The organism is Herbiconiux dendrobii, from assembly GCF_052048175.1.
Classification (GTDB): Bacteria; Actinomycetota; Actinomycetes; order Actinomycetales; family Microbacteriaceae; genus Herbiconiux.
Genome location: NZ_JBLZQV010000004.1, coordinates 215,029 through 234,159 on the forward strand (window position 1 = coordinate 215,029; position 19,131 = coordinate 234,159).

Annotated in this window: 19 protein-coding genes, 1 tRNA gene and 1 pseudogene; 6 read left to right on the plus strand and 15 right to left on the minus strand. The window is 69.8% G+C overall.

Annotation, left to right across the window (positions count from 1 at the left end; translation table 11 throughout):
* Nucleotides 1-54 precede the first annotated feature (54 nt).
* Nucleotides 55-660 (plus strand): helix-turn-helix domain-containing protein, encoded by a 606-nt coding sequence (locus ACN4JJ_RS13855; protein WP_440710474.1) that lies wholly within the window; start codon nucleotides 55-57, stop codon nucleotides 658-660.
* Nucleotides 661-702: 42 nt separating this feature from the next.
* On the opposite strand, the pseudogene ACN4JJ_RS13860 reads toward ACN4JJ_RS13855, so the two are convergent.
* The 7 genes and pseudogenes from ACN4JJ_RS13860 to ACN4JJ_RS13890 form a co-directional block, all read right to left on the minus strand.
* Nucleotides 703-1,398, minus strand: a pseudogene (locus tag ACN4JJ_RS13860) (RraA family protein); the annotation flags it as partial.
* 25 nt (nucleotides 1,399-1,423) lie between these two features.
* Nucleotides 1,424-2,422 (minus strand): 3,4-dihydroxyphenylacetate 2,3-dioxygenase, encoded by a 999-nt coding sequence (gene hpaD, locus ACN4JJ_RS13865; RefSeq protein WP_440710475.1) that lies wholly within the window; start codon nucleotides 2,420-2,422, stop codon nucleotides 1,424-1,426.
* A 29-nt stretch (nucleotides 2,423-2,451) separates the two neighbouring features.
* Complete coding sequence (locus ACN4JJ_RS13870) at nucleotides 2,452-3,501, minus strand: amidohydrolase family protein (protein ID WP_440710476.1); 1,050 nt, start codon at nucleotides 3,499-3,501, stop codon at nucleotides 2,452-2,454.
* Nucleotides 3,498-4,820 (minus strand): DUF3500 domain-containing protein, encoded by a 1,323-nt coding sequence (locus ACN4JJ_RS13875; RefSeq protein WP_440710477.1) that lies wholly within the window; start codon nucleotides 4,818-4,820, stop codon nucleotides 3,498-3,500. Before ACN4JJ_RS13875 ends, ACN4JJ_RS13870 begins: the two co-directional genes overlap by 4 nt.
* On the minus strand, nucleotides 4,817-6,490 hold the full coding sequence (locus ACN4JJ_RS13880; protein WP_440710478.1) for an ATP-binding cassette domain-containing protein: 1,674 nt from the start codon (nucleotides 6,488-6,490) through the stop codon (nucleotides 4,817-4,819). Before ACN4JJ_RS13880 ends, ACN4JJ_RS13875 begins: the two co-directional genes overlap by 4 nt.
* 2 nt (nucleotides 6,491-6,492) lie before the next feature.
* A complete protein-coding gene (locus tag ACN4JJ_RS13885) occupies nucleotides 6,493-7,659 on the minus strand; it encodes a sugar ABC transporter substrate-binding protein (protein WP_440710479.1) in 1,167 nt (388 codons plus the stop codon).
* Nucleotides 7,660-7,713: 54 nt separating this feature from the next.
* Complete coding sequence (locus tag ACN4JJ_RS13890) at nucleotides 7,714-8,742, minus strand: ABC transporter permease (protein WP_440710480.1); 1,029 nt, start codon at nucleotides 8,740-8,742, stop codon at nucleotides 7,714-7,716.
* A gap of 204 nt (nucleotides 8,743-8,946) precedes the next feature.
* On the opposite strand from ACN4JJ_RS13890, the gene ACN4JJ_RS13895 reads away from it, so the two are divergent.
* The 5 genes from ACN4JJ_RS13895 to ACN4JJ_RS13915 are packed head-to-tail and all read left to right on the plus strand — an operon-like array spanning nucleotide 8,947 to nucleotide 12,670.
* The gene (locus ACN4JJ_RS13895; protein WP_440710481.1) at nucleotides 8,947-10,224 is read left to right on the plus strand and encodes an FAD-dependent monooxygenase; all 1,278 of its coding nucleotides are present in this window, start codon (nucleotides 8,947-8,949) and stop codon (nucleotides 10,222-10,224) included.
* Nucleotides 10,221-10,700, plus strand: coding sequence for a nuclear transport factor 2 family protein (locus tag ACN4JJ_RS13900; RefSeq protein WP_440710482.1), 480 nt, complete (start codon nucleotides 10,221-10,223; stop codon nucleotides 10,698-10,700). The genes ACN4JJ_RS13895 and ACN4JJ_RS13900 overlap by 4 nt, the downstream gene beginning before the upstream one ends.
* Nucleotides 10,697-11,578: a fumarylacetoacetate hydrolase family protein gene (locus ACN4JJ_RS13905; protein ID WP_440710483.1), complete on the plus strand. Its 882-nt coding sequence runs from the start codon at nucleotides 10,697-10,699 to the stop codon at nucleotides 11,576-11,578. The genes ACN4JJ_RS13900 and ACN4JJ_RS13905 overlap by 4 nt, the downstream gene beginning before the upstream one ends.
* Nucleotides 11,579-11,615: 37 nt before the next feature.
* Complete coding sequence (locus tag ACN4JJ_RS13910; RefSeq protein ID WP_440710484.1) at nucleotides 11,616-12,278, plus strand: GntR family transcriptional regulator; 663 nt, start codon at nucleotides 11,616-11,618, stop codon at nucleotides 12,276-12,278.
* A gap of 11 nt (nucleotides 12,279-12,289) precedes the next feature.
* Entirely contained in the window at nucleotides 12,290-12,670 is a 381-nt protein-coding gene (locus tag ACN4JJ_RS13915) for a RidA family protein (protein WP_440710485.1), read from the plus strand.
* Nucleotides 12,671-12,747: 77 nt separating this feature from the next.
* On the opposite strand, the gene ACN4JJ_RS13920 is transcribed toward ACN4JJ_RS13915, so the two are convergent.
* The 8 genes from ACN4JJ_RS13920 to obgE form a co-directional block, all read right to left on the minus strand.
* Nucleotides 12,748-12,820, minus strand: a tRNA-Ala gene (locus tag ACN4JJ_RS13920).
* Nucleotides 12,821-12,920: 100 nt separating this feature from the next.
* A complete protein-coding gene (gene rsfS, locus ACN4JJ_RS13925) occupies nucleotides 12,921-13,292 on the minus strand; it encodes a ribosome silencing factor (RefSeq protein WP_440710486.1) in 372 nt (123 codons plus the stop codon).
* Nucleotides 13,293-13,348: 56 nt separating this feature from the next.
* The gene (locus tag ACN4JJ_RS13930) at nucleotides 13,349-14,386 is read right to left on the minus strand and encodes a hypothetical protein (RefSeq protein WP_440710487.1); all 1,038 of its coding nucleotides are present in this window, start codon (nucleotides 14,384-14,386) and stop codon (nucleotides 13,349-13,351) included.
* Between the two features lie 47 nt (nucleotides 14,387-14,433).
* On the minus strand, nucleotides 14,434-15,051 hold the full coding sequence (gene nadD, locus ACN4JJ_RS13935) for a nicotinate-nucleotide adenylyltransferase (RefSeq protein ID WP_440710488.1): 618 nt from the start codon (nucleotides 15,049-15,051) through the stop codon (nucleotides 14,434-14,436).
* An 8-nt stretch (nucleotides 15,052-15,059) separates the two neighbouring features.
* The gene (locus ACN4JJ_RS13940; protein ID WP_440710489.1) at nucleotides 15,060-15,284 is read right to left on the minus strand and encodes a hypothetical protein; all 225 of its coding nucleotides are present in this window, start codon (nucleotides 15,282-15,284) and stop codon (nucleotides 15,060-15,062) included.
* 70 nt (nucleotides 15,285-15,354) lie between these two features.
* The gene (locus ACN4JJ_RS13945) at nucleotides 15,355-16,623 is read right to left on the minus strand and encodes a glutamate-5-semialdehyde dehydrogenase (protein ID WP_440710490.1); all 1,269 of its coding nucleotides are present in this window, start codon (nucleotides 16,621-16,623) and stop codon (nucleotides 15,355-15,357) included.
* 79 nt (nucleotides 16,624-16,702) lie between these two features.
* On the minus strand, nucleotides 16,703-17,557 hold the full coding sequence (proB, locus tag ACN4JJ_RS13950) for a glutamate 5-kinase (RefSeq protein ID WP_440710491.1): 855 nt from the start codon (nucleotides 17,555-17,557) through the stop codon (nucleotides 16,703-16,705).
* Complete coding sequence (gene obgE, locus ACN4JJ_RS13955) at nucleotides 17,554-19,062, minus strand: GTPase ObgE (protein WP_440710492.1); 1,509 nt, start codon at nucleotides 19,060-19,062, stop codon at nucleotides 17,554-17,556. Before obgE ends, proB begins: the two co-directional genes overlap by 4 nt.
* Nucleotides 19,063-19,131: the final 69 nt, after the last annotated feature.

The window sequence follows — 19,131 nt, forward strand, 5'->3', positions numbered from 1 at the left end:
ACTATATTTATGTCATAAATATTTTTCGGGCAGATTTCGGGAGGTTTCGCCGGTATGACGACGGGCCGTGAGCGCTCGACCGCACCGCTCGACGAGGAGGCCGAGACGATGGGGGCGCGCATCCGTTCCCTGCGCAAGGAGCGCGGTCTCACCCTGGTGCAGCTCGCGGAGCTCGTCGGGATGTCGCAGCCCTTCCTCAGCCTGGTCGAGCGCGGCCACGCCCGGCTGAGCCTCGCCTCGATGGCGAAGCTGTCCACCGCCCTCGGCGTGCGCTCGGGGTCGTTGCTGGCCCGACCTCCGGCGGGCCGGCACACGGATGCCCGTGTCGACGTGGTGCTGCGGGGCGACGATCCGCGCGAACGAACGGGTGACCGCACCGTGTGGCAGCTCGCGCAGCTGCCCGGCGGCCTGTTCGGCACCGAGTTTGCCGGCACCGAGACCGTCTTCTCGGAGTACGCCGTGCACGAGGAGGACGAGTTCCTCTACCTGCTCGACGGCGTGCTGGAGGTGGGCCTGGCCGACGGCGTCGTGCACCGCCTGCAGCGCGGTGACAGCATCGCCGTGGCCGCCGGCACCGCGCACGGCTGGCGGGCCGTCGACGCCGGGGGCTACCGCGTCGTCACGGTCACCTCAGGCGACCACGGTCACGCCGGCGACTAGCCGGCGCAGGCATCCATCCGGCTTCCCGCAGCGCGGGCGAGGTCAGGTCGGCGTGCGCTCGGAGTCGAAGCGGGCACGCCAGGCCGCGTTCATCGGGAACAGCCCCTCGATCGCCTGCCCCGCGGCGACCTGAGCCGCGATCCACTCGTCCTCGATCTCCTGCGCGAGGGCGGCGTCCACGATCTCCTCGACGATCCCCGGCGGGATGACGACGACCCCGTCGGAGTCCCCGACGATCACGTCGCCGGGGCACACCGTGGCGCCACCGCAGGCCACCGCCAGGTCGGTGTCCCACGGCACGTGCTTGCGCCCGAGCACGGCCGGGTGCGCTCCCTGCGAGAACACGGGGATGCCTACGGCGGCCACGGCGTCGTAGTCGCGCACGCCCCCGTCGGTCACGATCCCGGCGGCGCCGCGCGCGTGGGCGCGGAGGGCGAGGACGTCGCCGAGGGTTCCCGAACCGGCCTCGCCGCGCGCCTCGATGACGATCACCTCGCCCGCGCCGACGGTGTCGAAGAGGCGCTTCTGCGCGTTGTGGCCGGCGCCGTGCGAGGCGAAGAGATCCTCCCGGTTGGGAACGAAGCGGAGCGTCCGTGCCACCCCGACGAGCTTTCCCGTGCCCGGGAGGGGCCGCACGCCGTCGATGGCGACGTTGTCGAGCCCGTGCCGGCGCAGCTGGGCCGAGAGCCCCGCCACCGGGGTGCGCTCGAGCTTCCGCCGCAGCTCGGCGGGCAGCGCGCCGTCTGCCGAATCGGACACGCGATCAGTGCACACCGAGGTAGTCCTCCAGGGTCGCCGGGTTCGCGCTGATCAGCGGCTCGCGCACCGGTTCGTCGGGGAACCCGCTCGCCTCGAAGAACCATCGCCGCGAGGCGGGCATCCCCCACAGCTGGGCGCGACGCGGATCGGTGACCTCCCAGCGGATCGGCGGGGTCTCCAGGTCGATGAACTGGTAGTGCGAGTTGAACAGCTCGACCCGGTGCTGATCGGGGTCGCGGAGATACAGGAACAGCGCGTTGCTCAGGCCGTGCCGGCCGGGGCCGCGGTCGATCTCGTCGCCCGCGCCGAGGGCTCCGGCGACATCCGCGGCGTGGATGATCGCCGTGGCGTCGGGCACCGCGAAGGCGAAGTGGTGCAGCCGAGGGCCCCGGCCGTTCGTGAACACGAGGTCGTGCGTGTTGCCCTTGACCTCGAGCCAGGTTCCCCAGAGCTCGTCGGAGTCGGGCGTCGCGGTGTACTCCGACATCCGCATGCCGAGGGCCGACCAGAAGTCGGTCGCCCCCTGCACGTCGTGCGTGACGACCTGGAAGTGGTCGAGGCGCTGCGGAGCGCCCGCGACGAACCGGTCGTACGCCTGGTACTGGCGCGGCACGACGTCCATCGAGCTGGTGAGCTCGATGTGCGTGCCGACCGGGTCGCGGAACTGCAGGGTCTCGCCCTGGAACGGCCGCTCCAGGCGCCGGTGGTCGAGGCCGTTGCTCGCGCAGAACCGCTCGGCGGCCACGATGTCGGCGTCCGTGCGCACGCGCAGCCCGACGTGCAGCGCCTGAGCGGTGGCCGCCTGCTCGAGCACGAGGCTGTGGTGCGCGGCCTCCTCGAGGCCTCGGAGGTAGACGGCATCCGAGGTCTCCTCGCTCACCACGAGACCGACGACATCGCGGTAGAAGTCGCGGCTGCGGTGCAGGTCGGTGACGGCGAGCACCGTGTGGCTCGCACGGGTGATCGAGAACTCCGGATGCTGGTTCCAGACCGGAAGGGTCATGACGGGCTCCTTGTCAGGGCGATGGTCGATCAGATCGGGAGGTTGAACAGGCGCTTGGCGTTGCCGGAGAGCACGGCCTCGCGATCGGCGTCGGAGAGCTCGATCCCGCTCTTCAGGAACTCGACACCCTGCCCCATCCAGGAGTAGAAGACGGGGAACGACGAGCCGAACAGGTAGTGGTCGGCGCCGTTGATCGTGATGGCGGCCTCCACCTGCTCCTTGCCCCAGGAGTGCGGGTGGGTCATGTCGAAGAAGATGTTCTCGTCGAGGTACTGCTTGATCTTGTCGCCGCCGGTGGGGTCGAGCCGCTGCATCGCCTCGGCCTTGTTCGAACGGTGCGGCGTCAGCAGCGCGGTGCTGGCGAACCAGTTGCCGCCGAACATGGTGTGGATGAAGCGCAGTCCCGGCATCCGGTCGAACATGCCGCTGAAGAGCTCGCGGCCGACGGCCACTCCCTGGTCCAGGATGCGGCCGTACTCCCGGCGCAGGTTCGTGTAGTCGATGACGGATCGCCACTCCACGGGAAGCGGGGTGTGGTGCACGACGACGGGGATGTCGAGCTTCTCGATGGCCTTGAGGTAGGGCTCGAACACCGGGTCGTCGAGGTAGAGCTGGCCGTAGTGGCAGGCCAGCTGCACGCCGACCGCCCCGAGGTCGCCGACGCAGCGCTCGAGTTCGTAGATGTTCTCCTTGCCGCCCCACGGCGGCACGCACGCGGTCGCGAAAAGGCGCCCGCCCGAGCGCGAGACGATGTCGGCGGCGTTGTCGTTGACGGCCCGGCAGGTGTCCAGCCCCAGCCACTCCTGCCACACCGGCACGCGCATGATGCCGTAGTCGACACCGGCCTCGTCCATCGCGGCGAGTTTGGCCTCGACCGAGTAGTCGCCCTCGACGTAGTTGAGGTTCTGGTAGCCGGCCGGCTTCTCGAGGATGAGCTGCTTCTTGCCGGAGTCCATCTCGATGACGCGGGCGATCTCCCCGAAACCACGCGGCGCGGAGTTCAGGAAGCCGTTCAGGATCGCCTCGTTGGTGAAGAGGTCCTCCGGCAGGTGGTGGATGTTGATGTCGACGACGGTCATGTTCTCTCTCGTTCTTCCGGTGATCGGTGGGCGGCGCGGCGGTCTCGCCAGTGGGCGAGGAAGGCGTTGCCGTAGTCGTTGCCGTTGGGATGGCGCAGGGTGGTGTGCACGTGGAACCGCGCGGGCAGCCGGTTGCTCAGCCACACCCCCGCGTGGTGGTCGAGCTCGGCGAGCAGCACCGGGCTGTGCACGCGCAGGTAGAAGGGGGTCGATCCGTCCGTCGCCCCGTACCAGGAGACGTAGGTCTCGGCGCGGTGCGCGTCGAAGCCGGCCAGGGTGAGGGCCCGCTGCTCCTGCTTCAGCAGCATGAGGGCATCGTCGGCGACGGCCCGCACGAGCGCCCACTGGGCGTCGTCGAGCTCGCGCGCCGGGAGCCCCTCGTAGGGCACGACGCGGTTGTCGCGGAACGCGCCCGCCACGTGCCGTTCGTCGGCCGGATGCACCCGGCCGGCCGGCATCCGCGGGTCGAGCACCGAGTCGTAGACCACCGCCGCTGCGCGCTGCCCCGGGGTGAGCGATGCCATCAAGGCGAGGCCGAGCTCTTCGCGCGCGGCGAAGAGGGGCGGATGCTCGTCCGACAGGGCGGGCTCGCCGCCGAGGAAGACGGGTGCGACCACGTCACGGCCGCCGACCGTGAGGAAGGAGACGGCCACGTGGTGACCGAACAGCTGCCAGCCCCAGGGCTCTCCGACGCCGGGCTCGCCGTACAGCGAGAACCAGAAGCTGCGCTCGTTCATGATGGCCGGCAGACCGGTCAGCTCGCCGAGGAAGCCGTTGAGCCTCATCGCGCCGTCCACGCGCGCCCACCCGTCCTCGCTGAGCGAGGCCTTCACGACCTCCAGGAGCGCGTCGCTCTGCTCGGGCGCGAGGTCCTCCAGCCGCAGCCCCACCCGGTGGAACACGAACTCCGGGTTGCTCCAGGCCCGGCGTTCGGCGGAGTCGAGGGGATAGGAGATCCGCTCGCGCTGGGCGTCGCCGAGCAGGCGGAGTGCTCGCACGGCCACGGTGACCAGCGCAGGGTCGTTCGCCCCGCCCTCGGGAAGCGGGTACAGGCCGGGTTCGATCACGCCGTCGGCGGTGATGCCGACGAACGGCTCGGCCAGCAGACCGTCCCAGTGCTCGAGCAGTTCACGGAGGAACGGCGCCCGGTACCGGTCTGCGGTGAACTCCTCGTAGGTCATCCCCCGGTACGGAGCGAGCACCTCCGCGTCGAGGTCGTAGAGGTGGTCGCGGTAGTCGTCGCCCGGGAGGGTCGGCACCGCATCCTGGGCGCTGACCCGCTCGGCGGAGAAGAACTCGTCGATGCGGTCGTCACTCACTCCGTCTCCTCCTCCTCGGATGCGCCGACCGTGTCTGCGGAAGGGGTGACGGTGGCGGCAGGGGCGGCAGCACCGTGGCCGGGGCGCAGGCGCAACCGCACGCGGGAACCGCTGGAGTACAGGGCGGCGACGATGTCGTCGGGCGTGAAATCACCGGCGAGCTCCTCGCGGATGCGGCCCTCGTCCATCACGAGCACCCGGTCGCACAGCAGCGCGAGCTCGTTCTCGTCGCTGCCGGAGACCAGCACCGCCCGGCCGCGGGCGGCTTCGGAACGGATCGCCGCCACGATCGTGTGGCGGGCACCGACGTCGACGGCCTGCGTGGGCTCGTGCAGCAGGAAGAGCTGCGGCGAGACCGACAGCCATTTGCTCAGCAGCACCTTCTGCGCATTGCCGCCGGAGAGGTTCTTGACCAGTGCCCTCGGGTCGGGCGGCCGGATGTCCAGACGCTCGATCCACTCGTCCACGAGCTTCTGCTCCCCCGCCCGCGAGAACGGGGCGAGCGAGGCCTTCGCGCGCGCGGTCTGCGGGAACACGAGGTTCTCTGTCACCGACATCTCCCCGGCGAGGCCCGCGACATCGCGGGTCTCGGGCACCAGGGCGATGCCGGCCGCGACGGCCGCGGCAGGGGTGAGCCCGGGCATCGCCACCGTTCCGGTGGGCAGGTCGACCGTCCCGGCTTCGGCCGGCGTCGCCCCGCTGAGGAGGTACGGGACGTCGTCGTAGCCGCTTCCGGCGAGGCCGGTGACGCCCACGACCTCGCCCACGCCGATGTCGAGATCGATGCCCGACACGCCGAGACCCGTCAGGCCCCGCACGCCGACGCGTTCCTGGCTGGCCCGCGGATCGCGGGAACGCCGCTTCGCACCCAGATCGAGCAGACCCCGGCCGAGCATGAGCGCCGTGAGGTCGGCCTCCGTGAGCCCGGCGACCTCGCGGCCCTGCTCGACGGCTCTCCCGTCCCGCAGCACCGTCACGCGGTCCGCGGCATCCACGATCTCCTCGAGGCGGTGCGTGATCAGCAGCACCGCGGTGCCGGTGCGCACGATGCCGTCCACGATCCCGAAGAAGTGCTCGAGCGAACGGCGGCCGAGGGCCCGGGTCGACTCGTCGAAGATGATCAGGCCCCGCCCTGGCGTGGCATCCTGCAGCGCCCGCGCGATCGCGACGGTGGCGCGCTCCTCCTCCCGCAGCTCGCCGACCAGCGCGTCGAACGGCACGCTCCGCCCCAGCCGGGCGAAGACCTCCGCGGCGGCGGCGCGCTCGGCGGCCCAGTCGATGCGGCGGCCGAAGCCCCGTCCGGCGAGCCGGCCGATGCGCATGTTCTCCAGCACGCTCCGGTGCGGCAGCAGGCCGAGACTCTGGTGCACCACGGCGACGCCGGCCGCGCGCGACTGCAGCGGACGCACCGGCAGCCGGAGCGCGTCGCCGTCGACGCTCACGCGGGTTCCCGCATCCGGGGTGTACAGGCCCGTCAGGATCTTCGCGAGGGTCGACTTGCCCGAGCCGTTCTGGCCGATCAGCCCGTGCACCTCGCCCGGCCGCACCTGGATCGCGACGTCCCTCAGCACACGGTTGCTGCCGAACGTGATCGAGCAGTCCTGCACCGAGAGCCGCGCCGGGCGCGCGGGCGCCGCCGCCCGGCTCGCCCGATCCTCTGCGACGATCACGATCAACGACCCCAGATCGCCGCGAACTCGTCAGGGAACGAGGTGTCGCCGTACCACTCGCCCGAGGCCTCCGCGGCGTCGGTGAGCTCGATGTCGCCGATGTTGTCCGCCGTGAACAGGCGCACCGGGACCGTGTACTCGGGCAGGGGCTCGCCGGCGACCAGGCGCAGCGCCATGTCGGCCAGCAGCCAGCCGGTGAATGCGGATGCCTGGCCCGTCGCCGCCGTCACCGAGCCGTCGGCGACGGCCTTGAGGTCGGCCAGCTGCACCGAACCCGCCACGACCTCGACCTTGCCGGCCACGCCGGCGCCCTGGATGCCGCCGAGCGTGGGCTGCAGGAACTGCGCGAACTGCGTCTGCACGTAGTCGGTGTCGGTGTTGGCCAGCAATGCGGACTGCGTCGACGGCGCCACCAGGGCGAAGTTCGCCGAGCTCACCTCGTTGGTCACGATGGTGCAGTCCGGGCATTCCTTGTCGTAGACGTCCTGACCGGCGGCGAAGAACGCCTTCGGCGAGGGACCGTCGGCGGTCACGTTCGCGAGCAGGTGCGCCGCTCCGTCGGAGTCCTCCGTGATCCACGTGGCGGTGATCTCCTGCTGGCTGAAACCGCCGGTGGCCATGTAGCCGAGCGTCGCGGAGGCCGGATGCCCGTCGGCCTCGATCTGGTTGGAGATCACGACGGGGATACCCGCATCCTGCGCCGCGTCGAAGGCGTTCTCGGCGAGGCCGTAGGGCACCGCATCCGAGATGATGGCGGCCGCTCCGGCGGAGACGCCTTGGTTCACGCACGACGAGACGTCGGTGGGCGTGCCCTTGCCGTCGCAGATCTGGATGGTGGCGCCGAGTTCCTTCAGCGCCGCGGTGAGCGCGGTGCCGGTGACGTTGAACTGGGCCGACTGGAGCGTGATGGGCACGTAGTAGACGACCTCGCCCTCGAGCGCACCCCCGTCGGTGACCTTCTCGGTCGGGACGGTGTTGCCCGGGGCCTGCAGGGCGGCGGCGACCTCGGCGGCGAGACCGGTGAGCGTCTCGCTCGAGGAGGCCGAGGGGTCGGCGACGGGGCCGTCATCGGCGGGCGAGCCCTCACAGCCGGCGAGGGCGATCGTGACGAGTGCGGCGGCGGAGACGAGCGAGACGGCTCGCAGACGAGTGGGTCGGACGGTGTTCACAGGGATGCTCCTTGACTTCATTGACAGGGACGGGTGGTGCGGGATGCCGGGCGCTCAGCGCGATCGGCGATGGAGGATGGTGGTGATCGTCACCGCGATGACGAGCACACCGCCGTAGAAGACGTTGGTGACCCACGACGTGGCGCCCAGCAGCTGCAGGCCGAGCACGCCGGTGCCGAGGAAGAAGACGGCGATCAGGGTGCCGAGCGGATTGAACCGGCCCGGCTCGAGGATCGCGGTGCCGAGGAAGGTGGCCGCGAACATGGGCAGCAGGTAGGCGTTGGAAACGTTGGGGTCGAAGCCGCCGATGCCGGCCGCGGCGACGACGCCACCCAGGCCAGCGATGAGTCCGGCGACCGTGAACGCGAGGAAGCGGATGCGCTGCACCGGGACACCCGCGAGGCGGCTCACCTCGCGGTTCTCGCCCACGAAGCGCATGTTGCGCCCCAGCGGGGTGAAGCGCATCACGTAGGCGAACCCGAGCATGAGGATGACGCCGAGGTAGAAGGCCATCGGCAGACCCGCGATCTCGAAGCTGGAGATGACGGACAGGTACTTCGCCAGCCCGCTCACCGGCTGCAGGTTCGCGAACCAGAGCGAGAGACCGAAGATGAACGTCCCCATGCCGAGGGTGACGACGATCGTGTTCACCCCGACCCTCACGACCAGCCACCCGTTGACCGCCCCCACCGCGGTGGAGGCGGCGACGGCGATGAGGGCGGCGACCCAGCCGTTGATGTGCAGGTCGGTGTTGACGACGGTCACGATGATCGCGGCGAACCCGAAGTTGTTGGCCACCGACATGTCGACGAACTCGCCGACGATGATGGTGCACAGCAGGGCCGCCGTCAGGAAGATCAGCGCCGTGTTGTTCGGGCCGCCGAAGATCGACCGCCACGCACCCGGTGTGAGGAAGGTGTCGGGGCGCAGCACGCCGAACAGGACGATCAGCAGGATCCACACGCCGATGACGGCGAAGCGCGTTCCGAACCAGCCGGGCGAGAGCCGTCGGCGGGTCGGACGGGGCGTCGGCCCGGTGGCGGAGTCGGCGGCGGCGACTTCGGCCGTCGAGGTGTCAGTCAAGGGCAATCTCCAATGCTCGCTTCGTCGCGATGCGGAAGTTTCGTGTGTGAAACAGTACATGACCAGAGCTATTCTGACAATCGCACTCGAAGCGAGAGGACCTACTTCGCCGCGTTTGCGCCGATAAACGCAGGTAAGGCTCTTTTCAATCCGCTGGATCGTGTACGATCGAGCACACTTATCCCCCTCAAGGAAGAGGACCACATGCGTGACATCGCCATCATCGGCGCCGGCCCGGCCGGTCTGCTGACCGCTCTCCGTCTGCACCAGCAGGGCATCCTCCCCACCGTCTACGAATCGGTGGCCGAACTGAAGCCCCTGGGTGTGGGCGTGGACATCAAGACGGTGGGCACGGCCGAGATCGACGACCTCGGCCTGCTCGAGGAGTTCCGGGCCATCTCGGTCGACGCCGAGGACTCGATCTTCTTCACCGGTCACGGTCAGGAGATCTACGCCGAGAAGTGCGGAGTGCACATGGGTTACCTGCACGAGCAGCGGTTCGTGCACCGGGGCACTCTGCAGATGCTCTTCTACCGGGCGGTGATCGAACGGATCGGCGCCGATCACATCGTGCTCGGCGCGAAGGTCACGGGCTACACGCAGGATGCCGCGGGGGTCACGCTCGACATCGAGTACCGGGACGGTTCCACGGCGCAGACCCGGCACGAGGCGGTCATCGCCGCCGACGGCATCAAGTCGGCCGTCCGCCGCCGGATGCACCCCGAGCAGGCCGACCCGGAGTTCTCCGGTATCACGATGTGGCGCGGCACGACCCTGGCGGAGCCCTTCCGCGGTGGCCACACGATCCTGCACATCGGCAATCCGCACGTGTCCTCGATGATCGTGTATCCGATCGCGGAGAACTTCGAGGGCAGTGGCAAGGACCTCATCAACTGGGTCGTGGAGACCCACGGCGAGGAGACCATCGAGGACTGGAACCAGGTCGGCGACATCACCGAGGTCATCCCGCTCTACGACACCGTGGAGATCCCGTTCCTCGACGTGCAGCAGCTCATGCGCGAGGCACGCGAGGTCTACCTGTTCCCGCTCATCCGGCACGAGGCGCTGGACACCTGGGTCGACGGACGGGTCGCCCTGCTGGGCGACGCCGCCCACGCCATGTATCCCCGCGGCGGCAACGGCATCACGCAGGCCATGATCGACGCGCGCGTCGTCGTCGAGCAGCTCGTCGCGCACCCCGGTGACCCGCACGCGGCATTCACCGCCTACGACGGGATCCGCCGGGGGCCCGTGAACCGGATCGTCGACAACATGCGCGGCGAGGGGTACGAGGTCATCCGCCGCATCGTCGCCGATCGCACCGGCGGCGCTCCGTTCGACGACATCGAGGAGGTGCTGCCGCTCGCCGAGGCCGACGAGATCTTCTCGAGGTATCACGCGCTGGTCGGGAGCCCCCGCCCCGGGCACGCCTCGGGCGAGGCGACGGGCTTCCGCACCTGGGAGACGGAGTCGGCCCGATGAGCGGGACCGGCACGGCCGACGCGATCACCCGCGCGGAGATCCTCGACGTCGAGCGACGGCGCATCCGGGCGCTCATCGACGGCGACATCGCCACCCTGGACGAGCTCTTCGACGAATCGATCGTGCACATCCACGCCCCGGGCCTGATGCACGACAAGACCCAGCTGCTCGAGCACGTCGCCGTGCGCCGCGCCTACCGCGCGATCGACCGCGGCGACCTGACCATCCGCCGCTTCGGCGACGTCGCCGTCGTCACGGGGATGATCTTCAACACGCTCGGTTCTCCCGACGGCACCGAGCGGAAGCTCTCCGGTCCGGTGACGCAGGTGCTGCGTCGCGGCCAGGGGGGCTGGACGTACCTCAGCTTCCAGATGACGCCGAGCGGCGAGCACATCTGGGAGCCCACCGCCTCCGAGAAGGCCTCGCAGTCCCCCGCCACCGCACCGACCGGCTCGCCCACCGAGGAGCAGAGATGAAGATCGCCCGTTACCGCGTCGGCCACGACTCGCCCCGCCTCGGCCGCGTCGACGGGGAGCGACTGGTCGACATCTCCGGCGTGGCCGGTGTCGGCACCTCGCTGCGCGCGATCCTGCCCGAGCTGCCGGCCCTTCGTCCGGCGATCGAGGCGGCATCCGGCACGTCGTACACCCTCGACCAGGTGCACCTGCTGGCACCGATCGACGACCCGCAGAAGTACCTCGGCATCGGCATGAACTACGCCGAGCACGCCCGGGAGGCCGCCGCCGCCGGCATCCCTACCCCCACCAGCCAGTTCTGGTTCAACAAGCAGGTCTCGTGCATCGTCGGTCCGTACGCCGACATCGAGCGTCCCCGAGTGTCGGATGCGCTCGACTACGAGATCGAGCTGGCCGTCGTGATCGGCCGCCCGGCCCGGCACGTGCCACGCGAGGACGCCCGCTCGGTCATCGCCGGCTACCTGGTGGCCAACGACGTCTCGGTGCGCGACTGGCTGCAGAAGCGCTCCCCCACGTTCACCCTGGGCAAGTCGTTCGACACCCATGGTCCGATCGGGCCGTGGCTGACCACCGATGACGAGGTCGCGGATCCGCTCGACCTCGCGATGACGCTGTCGGTCAACGGCGAGGTGCGCCAGCGCGGCCGCACCGACGACATGATCTACGACATCTACGACCAGATCGCCTACCTCTCGCAGGTCTTCACGCTCGAGCCCGGCGACATCCTCGCCACCGGCACGCCCGCGGGCATCGGAGCGCCCACGCAGACCTGGCTGAAGCCCGGCGACGTGGTCCACGCCGAGATCGAGAGACTCGGCGCGCTCCGGAACACCGTCGTCGACGAGCCCGGGGCCCGCACGGCACCGCCGCGAGGCTGACGAGAAGCGCGCACGACGGCGTTAGGATTCGAACGATATGACGACCAAGACGGAGCAGGCCTACGACATCCTGCGCACCAAGATCATGGACGGGGCGCTCCAGCCCGGCGATCGCGTGGTGATCGACCAGCTGGGGCGTGAACACGGCATCAGCTCGGTGCCGTGGCGCGAGTCCCTGCGCCGCCTCGAAGCCGAGGGGTGGGTCGACATCATCCCGAACGCGGGCGCCGTCGTGAAGACGTACGATGCCTTCGCGTGGGCCCGGAGCATCCGGTTGCTGTCCCGCATCGAGGGGCTGGCGACCGCCCTGTCGGCGCCGCACCTGACCGACGACGACTTCGCGCACGCGAAAGACCTCAACCGGCAGATGGGCGACGCCCTGGCGAACTTCGACACCGTGCGGTTCGGGCGCCTCAACCGCACCTTCCACGAGGTGCTGTGCTCGCGCTGCGACGACGCCCGCCTGCTCGATCTCGTGATGAGCGAGTGGGCGCGGATGGACGTCATCCGCCGGGCGGTGCACTGGAACGCGCCGGGCCGCGCGGTCGGTTCCCTGCGCGAGCACGCCGCGCTGCTGGATCTGATCGATGGCGGCGTCGACGCCGATCTGATCGAGACGGCGGCGCGCCGGCACGAGATGAACACCCTCGAAGCGGTGCTGGCGCACGACGAGGCCGACTCGCCGGCTGTCGCGGGCTGACGGGGTCGTCCGTGGACCGCCAGGCCGTGTGGCTGCCCGGTTTCGCCCACGCCAATCCCATTCCTGCGGCGAGTCGTGTCGGGCCCCTGCTGGCCTCCGGAGCGCTGACCGGCCGCGATCCGGTGACCGGGGACATGCCCGCGGGGCTGGAGGCGCAGATCGAGAACGTCTTCGGCCACATCCGGGCACTCCTGGCGGCCGTGGACAGCTCGACGGATGCGATCGTCAAGATCACCTTCCACCTGGTCGACTACCGCGACCGAACGGCGCTCAACCGTGCCTGGACGGCGATGTTCACCGATCCCGGCACACTCCCCGCCCGGCAGGTGCTCGCGGCGACCCTCGACGGCGGCGCCCTCGTGCACGCCGACCTCATCGCCTGGCTCGGCTGACGACGCGCCGCACGAGGGGCGGCGCGTCGAATAGGGGACGAAAAAAGAGCCGCCCCAAGGGGGCGGCTCTTTTTTCGTGGACCCGAGGGGATTCGAACCCCTGACCCCCTGCATGCCATGCAGGTGCGCTACCAGCTGCGCCACGGGCCCATTTTCAGTTGATTCTGTTCTTCGCTGTTTTCCGATCTCTCGGAAACAACTTGTCTAGGTTACTACATCCGGGAGGGTGTTCGTGACCATCTCGCGAGCGTCACGCCTCCGTCGCGGTGACCGACAGCGGAACGACCGGGCAGTCCTTCCACAGGCGCTCCAGCGAGTAGTACATGCGGTCTTCCTCGTGGAAGACGTGCACTACGAGTCCGCCGAAGTCGAGCAGGATCCAGCGACCCTCGGCCATGCCTTCGCGGCGGATGACCTTTGTGCCGTTCTCGCCGAGGCGATCGATGATCTCCTCGGCGATGGCGATGACGTTGCGCTCGTTGCGGCCCGAAGCCAGCAGGAACACGTCGGCGAGGGGCAGCGGGCCCGACACGTCGAGTGCGACGAGGTTCTCGGCCTGCTTGGCGTCGGCCGCCTCGGCGGCGAGCTGAGCGAGGTCGATCGATTCGGTGGATGCAGTCACGAAGACTCTCTGATCGGTGGTGGGGAGGATGCGGCCGGCGCGGAGGGCGGACGCGACTAGAAGACGCGGAAGACGAAGACGGCCAGCAGGAGGCCGACGACGCCCACCGCGAGCACTGCCGCCGTGACGGCCAGCACCACGGGGGCGTTGGCGCGCGCCCGCTTGGGCGGCGTGATGAGCGACGTGGAGGACGTGTTGGTGCTGATCGCGCGGCTCGCGCTGACCGGTGCCACGTCGGACCCGGTCTGCTCGACCTCGGAGCGCTCGAGCAGGGTGTCGAGGTCGCCGGACTCGAGACCGGATGCGGGTGCGCCGAGCGACCCGAAGCTCGCCGGCAGGTCGATCGAGCCGGTGATGATGACCTCGCCGGTCTCATCCAGCGCCGTGCCGACGTCGTTGGAGCCCGGAACGGTGGGCAGCACGAGGGCACTGGTGGTGGAGATCGAGTTGGCGGCAGCGGCGTTGCGAACCGAGATCAGGTCGTCGAACGACGACGGGAGATTCTCGCTGGTGACGGTGGTGCGCTCGCTCGGGCTCTGGAACAGCGGGGCCAGCGGCGGGGTCGCCTCTTTGCGCTCTTCGGCCTCGGCGTGCGCGGCGGCCTCGTGAGTGGGGTCGACGGCATCGGCGGGAAGGTCGATGACCATCTCCTCGACGACCGTGCTCGACGTGTCGTCGGTGGGTGCGAGGATCTCGGCGTGGTCGAGGGTGTCGTCGTCGGCGGCCTCCGCCGGCTCGGACGACGCCGGCAGGGAGACCGGCACCACGTCGATGATCGGATGCGATCCGGCAGGTTCGGTGTCGTCGACCGGCTCGTCGTCGGAGACGACCTCGGGGATGATGGTGTCTTCGACGATCTCGTCGTCGTGTGAGCCCGAGGCGCCCGTGGTGGCGCCGGCATCGGTGTCGGCCGCGGCCACGGCCGGTCCCTGCTCGCGCAGTGCACGACGCGACGCGCCGGGGGTGGCACCCTCGACGAAGTCGGCTCCGGATGCGGCGGACTCGCGCTCGGCCTCGGCCTTGCGAGCGGCTTCGGCCTCGTCGGCCGCCTTGGCGTCGGCTTCGCGCTCTTTGCGCGGCTTCTGCCGTTCCATTTCACGCAGTTGGCGCCGTGTCAGCGGCTGCTCTTCGTGGGACGAACTCATTCAACACTCCGATATAGATGGTGCTTGGTGATGTACTGAACGACACCGTCGGGTACCAAGTACCACACCGGAAAACCCCGGCCTACCCGGCCGCGACAGTCAGTGGACGATATCGCAAGCGCGGGAACTTCCAAATAGCTTACGTCTTGGCGCGGCAAAGACGAAATGGCGAAGGTGTGACCCGGCCGGGAGACCGCCACGAAGTGGGCGAGATCCCACAGCGCGTCGACGTCTTTCCAGTTCAGGATCTGCGCGATGGCGTCGGCGCCGGAGATGAAGAAGAGGTCGGCATCCGGATGCGCGGCCTGGATGTCACGCAGGGTGTCGATCGTGTAGGTGACCCCGCCGCGATCGATGTCCACGCGGCTCACGGTGAAGCGCGGGTTGGACGCGGTGGCGATGACCGTCATCAGGTAGCGGTGCTCGGCCGGGGTGACCGGCTGCTTGTGCCAGGGCCGGCCGGTGGGCACGAAGACGACCTCGTCGAGATCGAAAGAGGTGGCCACCTCGCTGGCGGCCACGAGGTGCCCGTGGTGGATCGGGTCGAAGGTGCCGCCCATCACACCGATGCGGCGTCGGCGCGTCTCCGCCGATCCCGCGGCGTCGATCGTCATGCCCCCGACTAGTGGTCGGCGCCCGTGCGGTCGGCGTGACCGTGCACGTCGTGGCTGGCCGCGTACTTGGCCGACTTCTGCGGGTGGCGGTTGGCCACGTTGCGGTAGCTCCAGGTGACGAAGGCGAGTGCGGTGAAGATGACGGCCGCGATCAGGCCGAACACGATGGGCGGGAACGGCAGTTCCATGGGCTGGTCCACGGCTACAGCGAGAACACTCACCAGTACTGACATTGCAACTCCCACGTGAGAATCAGCGCTGCCCGGGGGAACAGCGCGTCGAACGAACCCTCTTACGATACCGCTACTTGCGCGATTGCCCCGAACCCCGCACCAGCCACTTCGTGCTGGTGAGTTCGGGCAGCCCCATCGGACCGCGCGCGTGCAGCTTCTGGGTCGAGATGCCGACCTCGGCGCCGAAGCCGAACTCGCCGCCGTCGGTGAAGCGCGTGGAGGCGTTCACCATCACCACGGCGGAGTCCACCTCGTTCAGGAAGCGCTCGGCCGCGCCCAGGTCGTTCGTGATGATCGACTCCGTGTGGTGCGTGGAGTAGCGCTGGATGTGCTCCATCGCCTCGTCGATGTCGCGAACCACGCGGACGGCGATCTCGAGGGCCATGTACTCGGTCGCCCAGTCGTCTTCGGTGGCGGCCACGGCATCCGGGAACAGCGCCCGGGTGGCCTCGTCGCCGTGCACCAGCACTCCGGATGCGGCGAGCTTCGCGAGCACCGGCCCGAGCACCCGGGGCGCCGCCTTCTCGTGCACCAGCAGGGTCTCGAGGGCGTTGCACACGCTCGGCCGCTGCACCTTGGCGTTGTGCACGATGTCGACGGCCCAGTCGAGGTTCGCGGTCTTGTCGAGGAAGACGTGCACCACACCGGCGCCGGTCTCGATCACGGGCACCTTCGACTCGGTCACGACGGTGTCGATCAGCTGCGCGCTCCCCCGCGGGATGAGCACGTCGACGGCACCGCGTGCCTGCATCAGGCGCTTGGCGCCGTCGCGGCCGAACTCGTCGATGGTCTGCACGGAGGCGGCGGGCAGTCCCGACCCGGTGAGGGCGTCCTGGATGAGGCGCACGAGCACGCGGTTGGTGTTCTCGGCCGCGGATCCGCCGCGCAACACGACGGCGTTGCCGCTCTTCAGGGCGAGCGCCGCGATGTCGACCGTCACATTGGGCCGGGCCTCGTAGATGGCGCCGACGACGCCGAAGGGCACGCGCACCTGGTCGATCCGCACGCCGTTCTGCAACCTGCTGCCGCGCACGCTCTCACCCACCGGATCGGTGAGCCCGATGATCTCGCGCACGGCAGCCGCGAGGGCGCTCAGCCGCGGCGCGTCGAGCCGGAGGCGATCCTGCAGCCCCTGGCTGAGGCCGTTCTCCCGGCCGTTCGCGAGGTCGAGGTCGTTGGCGGGCACGACCTCGTCGGCACCGTTCTCGATCGCGGCGGCGATCGCCTCGAGCGCACTGTTCTTCTGCGCGGTGGTGATGATGGCGAGAACCCGCGAGGCGTCTCGCGCGGCGGCAAGCTTCTCGTCGAACGACACGGCGACTTCTACGACCTCAGGCATGCCTGAATTCTACGCGAGCCCACCGCGCCGCCGGGCGGCGCACGGACGCTCTGTGCGCGGACCAGTCGCGGTGCCCGGCTCAGTCGAGGGAGAGGGCGATCGATCCGGTGGGGGTGAGCGTGCGCGTGACGGGAGCAGGCTCGAACCAGGTACCGATGTCGGCGCCGGCGAGGGCCTCGGCCACGCGGGAGGTGGAGGTGACGAGCACCGCGGTGCCGGAGGCGGCCGCGAGACGGGCGGCCGAGACCTTGGTGGCCGCTCCCCCGGTGCCGACGCCGGCGGCGCCGATGTCGCCGAAGGTGACGCCCGCCAGGTCGTCGCCCATCGGCACGGTGCTGATCTTCACCGCGCCGGGCTCCTGGGGAGGCCGCGTGTAGAGCGCGTCGACGTCGGAGAGCAGGATGAGGGCATCCGCCCCCACGAGCTGCGACACGAGGGCCGCCAGCCGGTCGTTGTCGCCGAACCGGATCTCGTGCGTGGCCACGGTGTCGTTCTCGTTGACGATCGGCAGGATGCGCAGGCCCAGCAGGCGGTCCATGGCGCGCTGCGCGTTCGAGCGGTGCGTGGGGTTCTCGAGGTCGCTGGCCGTGAGCAGCACCTGGCCGGCCACGATGCGGTAGCGGTCGAGGCTGTTCTGGTAGCGGAAGATCAGAACGTTCTGGCCGACGGCCGCCGCGGCCTGCTGCGTGGCGAGGTCGTTGGGCCGGGCATCGAGCTGCAGGAAGGGCATGCCGGTGGCGATGGCCCCCGAGGAGACCAGGATGATCTCCGTGCCCCGCGCGTGGGCCGCGGCCAGGGCATCCACCAGCGGCTCGATCTGGCCGGCGTTCTCGCCGCTGATCGACGAGGAACCGACCTTGACGACCACGCGCCGGGCGGCCGGGATCTGCTCGCGAGCGAGGAGCCGCGGAGCTTCGGTGTGCCCGAGGGTCACGACTCGTCCTCGGTGTCCCAGAGCCCCGCTTCCTTCTCGCGCACCAGCTCGGCGCGCGCCTCGGACTTGGCGTCCATCAGGTCGTAGTACTCCTCGCGTCGCTGGTTGCTCGTGCGCCGGCGCGGGCTGTCGAGGCGGGCATCCGTTCCGCGCGGAGCGGTGACCAGCTCGGCGGTGGAGGTGAGCGTGGGCTCCCAGTCGAACACGATCGAGTTGCCCCGGCCGATGACCACGGTGGAGCCGGAGACGGCGCCCGACTTGAACAGCTGGTCTTCGACGCCGAGCTTGGCGAGCCGGTCGGCGAGGAAGCCGACGGCCTCGTCGTTGGTGAAGTCGGTCTGCTGCACCCAGCGCTCGGGTTTGGCGCCGATGATGCGGTAGATGTTGCCGTGGCTGCCGCCCTCGACCTTGATCACGAAGCCGGCGTCGTCGATCGCGCGCGGACGGATCACGATCTTCGCGGGCTTGACCTCGGCCGCCGCGGCCTTGCGGGCGGTCTCGACCTGCTCGGCCAGCGCGAAGGAGAGCTGACGCAGCCCCTCGTGGGTGGCCGTGGAGATCTCGAACACGCGGTAGCCGCGCGCCTCGAGCTCGGGCTTCACGAACTCGGCGAGCTCGCGGGCCTCCGGGATGTCGATCTTGTTGAGCGCGATCAGCTGCGGGCGCTCGAGCAGGGGCAGCTGACCCTCGGGCACGGGGTACGCGCCGAGCTCGCCCAGGATGATGTCGAGGTCGCTGATCGGGTCGCGGCCGGGCTCCAGGGTTCCGCAGTCGAGCACGTGCAGCAGCGCGCTGCAGCGCTCGACGTGGCGCAGGAACTCCAGGCCGAGGCCCTTACCCTCGCTGGCGCCCTCGATCAGGCCGGGCACGTCGGCGACGGTGTACCGGATCTCGCCCGCCTGCACGACGCCGAGATTCGGATGCAGCGTGGTGAAGGGGTAGTCGGCGATCTTCGGCTTTGCGGCCGAGAGCGCGGCGACGAGGCTCGACTTGCCGGCGGAGGGGTAGCCCACGAGGGCGACATCGGCGACCGTCTTGAGCTCGAGCAGCACGTCGCCCTGCCAACCCTCGGTGCCGAGCAGCGCGAATCCGGGGGCCTTGCGCTTCGTGGTGGACAGCGCCGCGTTGCCGAGGCCGCCCTGACCGCCTTCGGCGATGACGAAGCGCATCCCCGGCTCGTCCATGTCGATCAGCTCGTTGCCCTCGACGTCTTTGACGACGGTGCCGACGGGAACCATCAGCTCGAGCTCTTCGCCGTTCGCGCCGGCGCGGTGGTCGCCCATGCCGGGGCCGCCGTTGTCGGAGGACTTGTGCGGGGCACGGTGGAAGCCGAGCAGCGTGGTGGTCTGCGGGTCGCTCACCAGCACGATGTCGCCGCCGTGGCCGCCGTTGCCGCCATCGGGGCCGGCCAGCGGCTTGAACTTCTCGCGGCGGACCGACACACAGCCGTTGCCGCCGTGACCCGCCCGCAGGTGGAGGGTGACATGGTCGACGAAAGTCACCATTCCGGTTCCCTCATGCTCTCTGAATGATCTGAACTAACAGGGTCTGACTGAAAAGGAAAAGCAGGGGCG

Excerpts from the sequence above, each read along its gene's own strand:
- ACN4JJ_RS13855 (WP_440710474.1), top strand. The coding sequence starts at position 55 with ATGACGACGGGCCGTGAGCGCTCGACCGCACCGCTCGACGAGGAGGCC.
- hpaD (WP_440710475.1), bottom strand. The coding sequence starts at position 2,422 with ATGACCCTTCCGGTCTGGAACCAGCATCCGGAGTTCTCGATCACCCGT.
- ACN4JJ_RS13870 (WP_440710476.1), bottom strand. The coding sequence starts at position 3,501 with ATGACCGTCGTCGACATCAACATCCACCACCTGCCGGAGGACCTCTTC.
- ACN4JJ_RS13895 (WP_440710481.1), top strand. The coding sequence starts at position 8,947 with ATGCGTGACATCGCCATCATCGGCGCCGGCCCGGCCGGTCTGCTGACC.
- ACN4JJ_RS13900 (WP_440710482.1), top strand. The coding sequence starts at position 10,221 with ATGAGCGGGACCGGCACGGCCGACGCGATCACCCGCGCGGAGATCCTC.
- ACN4JJ_RS13905 (WP_440710483.1), top strand. The coding sequence starts at position 10,697 with ATGAAGATCGCCCGTTACCGCGTCGGCCACGACTCGCCCCGCCTCGGC.
- ACN4JJ_RS13910 (WP_440710484.1), top strand. The coding sequence starts at position 11,616 with ATGACGACCAAGACGGAGCAGGCCTACGACATCCTGCGCACCAAGATC.
- ACN4JJ_RS13930 (WP_440710487.1), bottom strand. The coding sequence starts at position 14,386 with ATGGAACGGCAGAAGCCGCGCAAAGAGCGCGAAGCCGACGCCAAGGCG.
- nadD (WP_440710488.1), bottom strand. The coding sequence starts at position 15,051 with ATGACGATCGACGCCGCGGGATCGGCGGAGACGCGCCGACGCCGCATC.
- ACN4JJ_RS13940 (WP_440710489.1), bottom strand. The coding sequence starts at position 15,284 with ATGTCAGTACTGGTGAGTGTTCTCGCTGTAGCCGTGGACCAGCCCATG.
- ACN4JJ_RS13945 (WP_440710490.1), bottom strand. The coding sequence starts at position 16,623 with ATGCCTGAGGTCGTAGAAGTCGCCGTGTCGTTCGACGAGAAGCTTGCC.
- obgE (WP_440710492.1), bottom strand. The coding sequence starts at position 19,062 with ATGGTGACTTTCGTCGACCATGTCACCCTCCACCTGCGGGCGGGTCAC.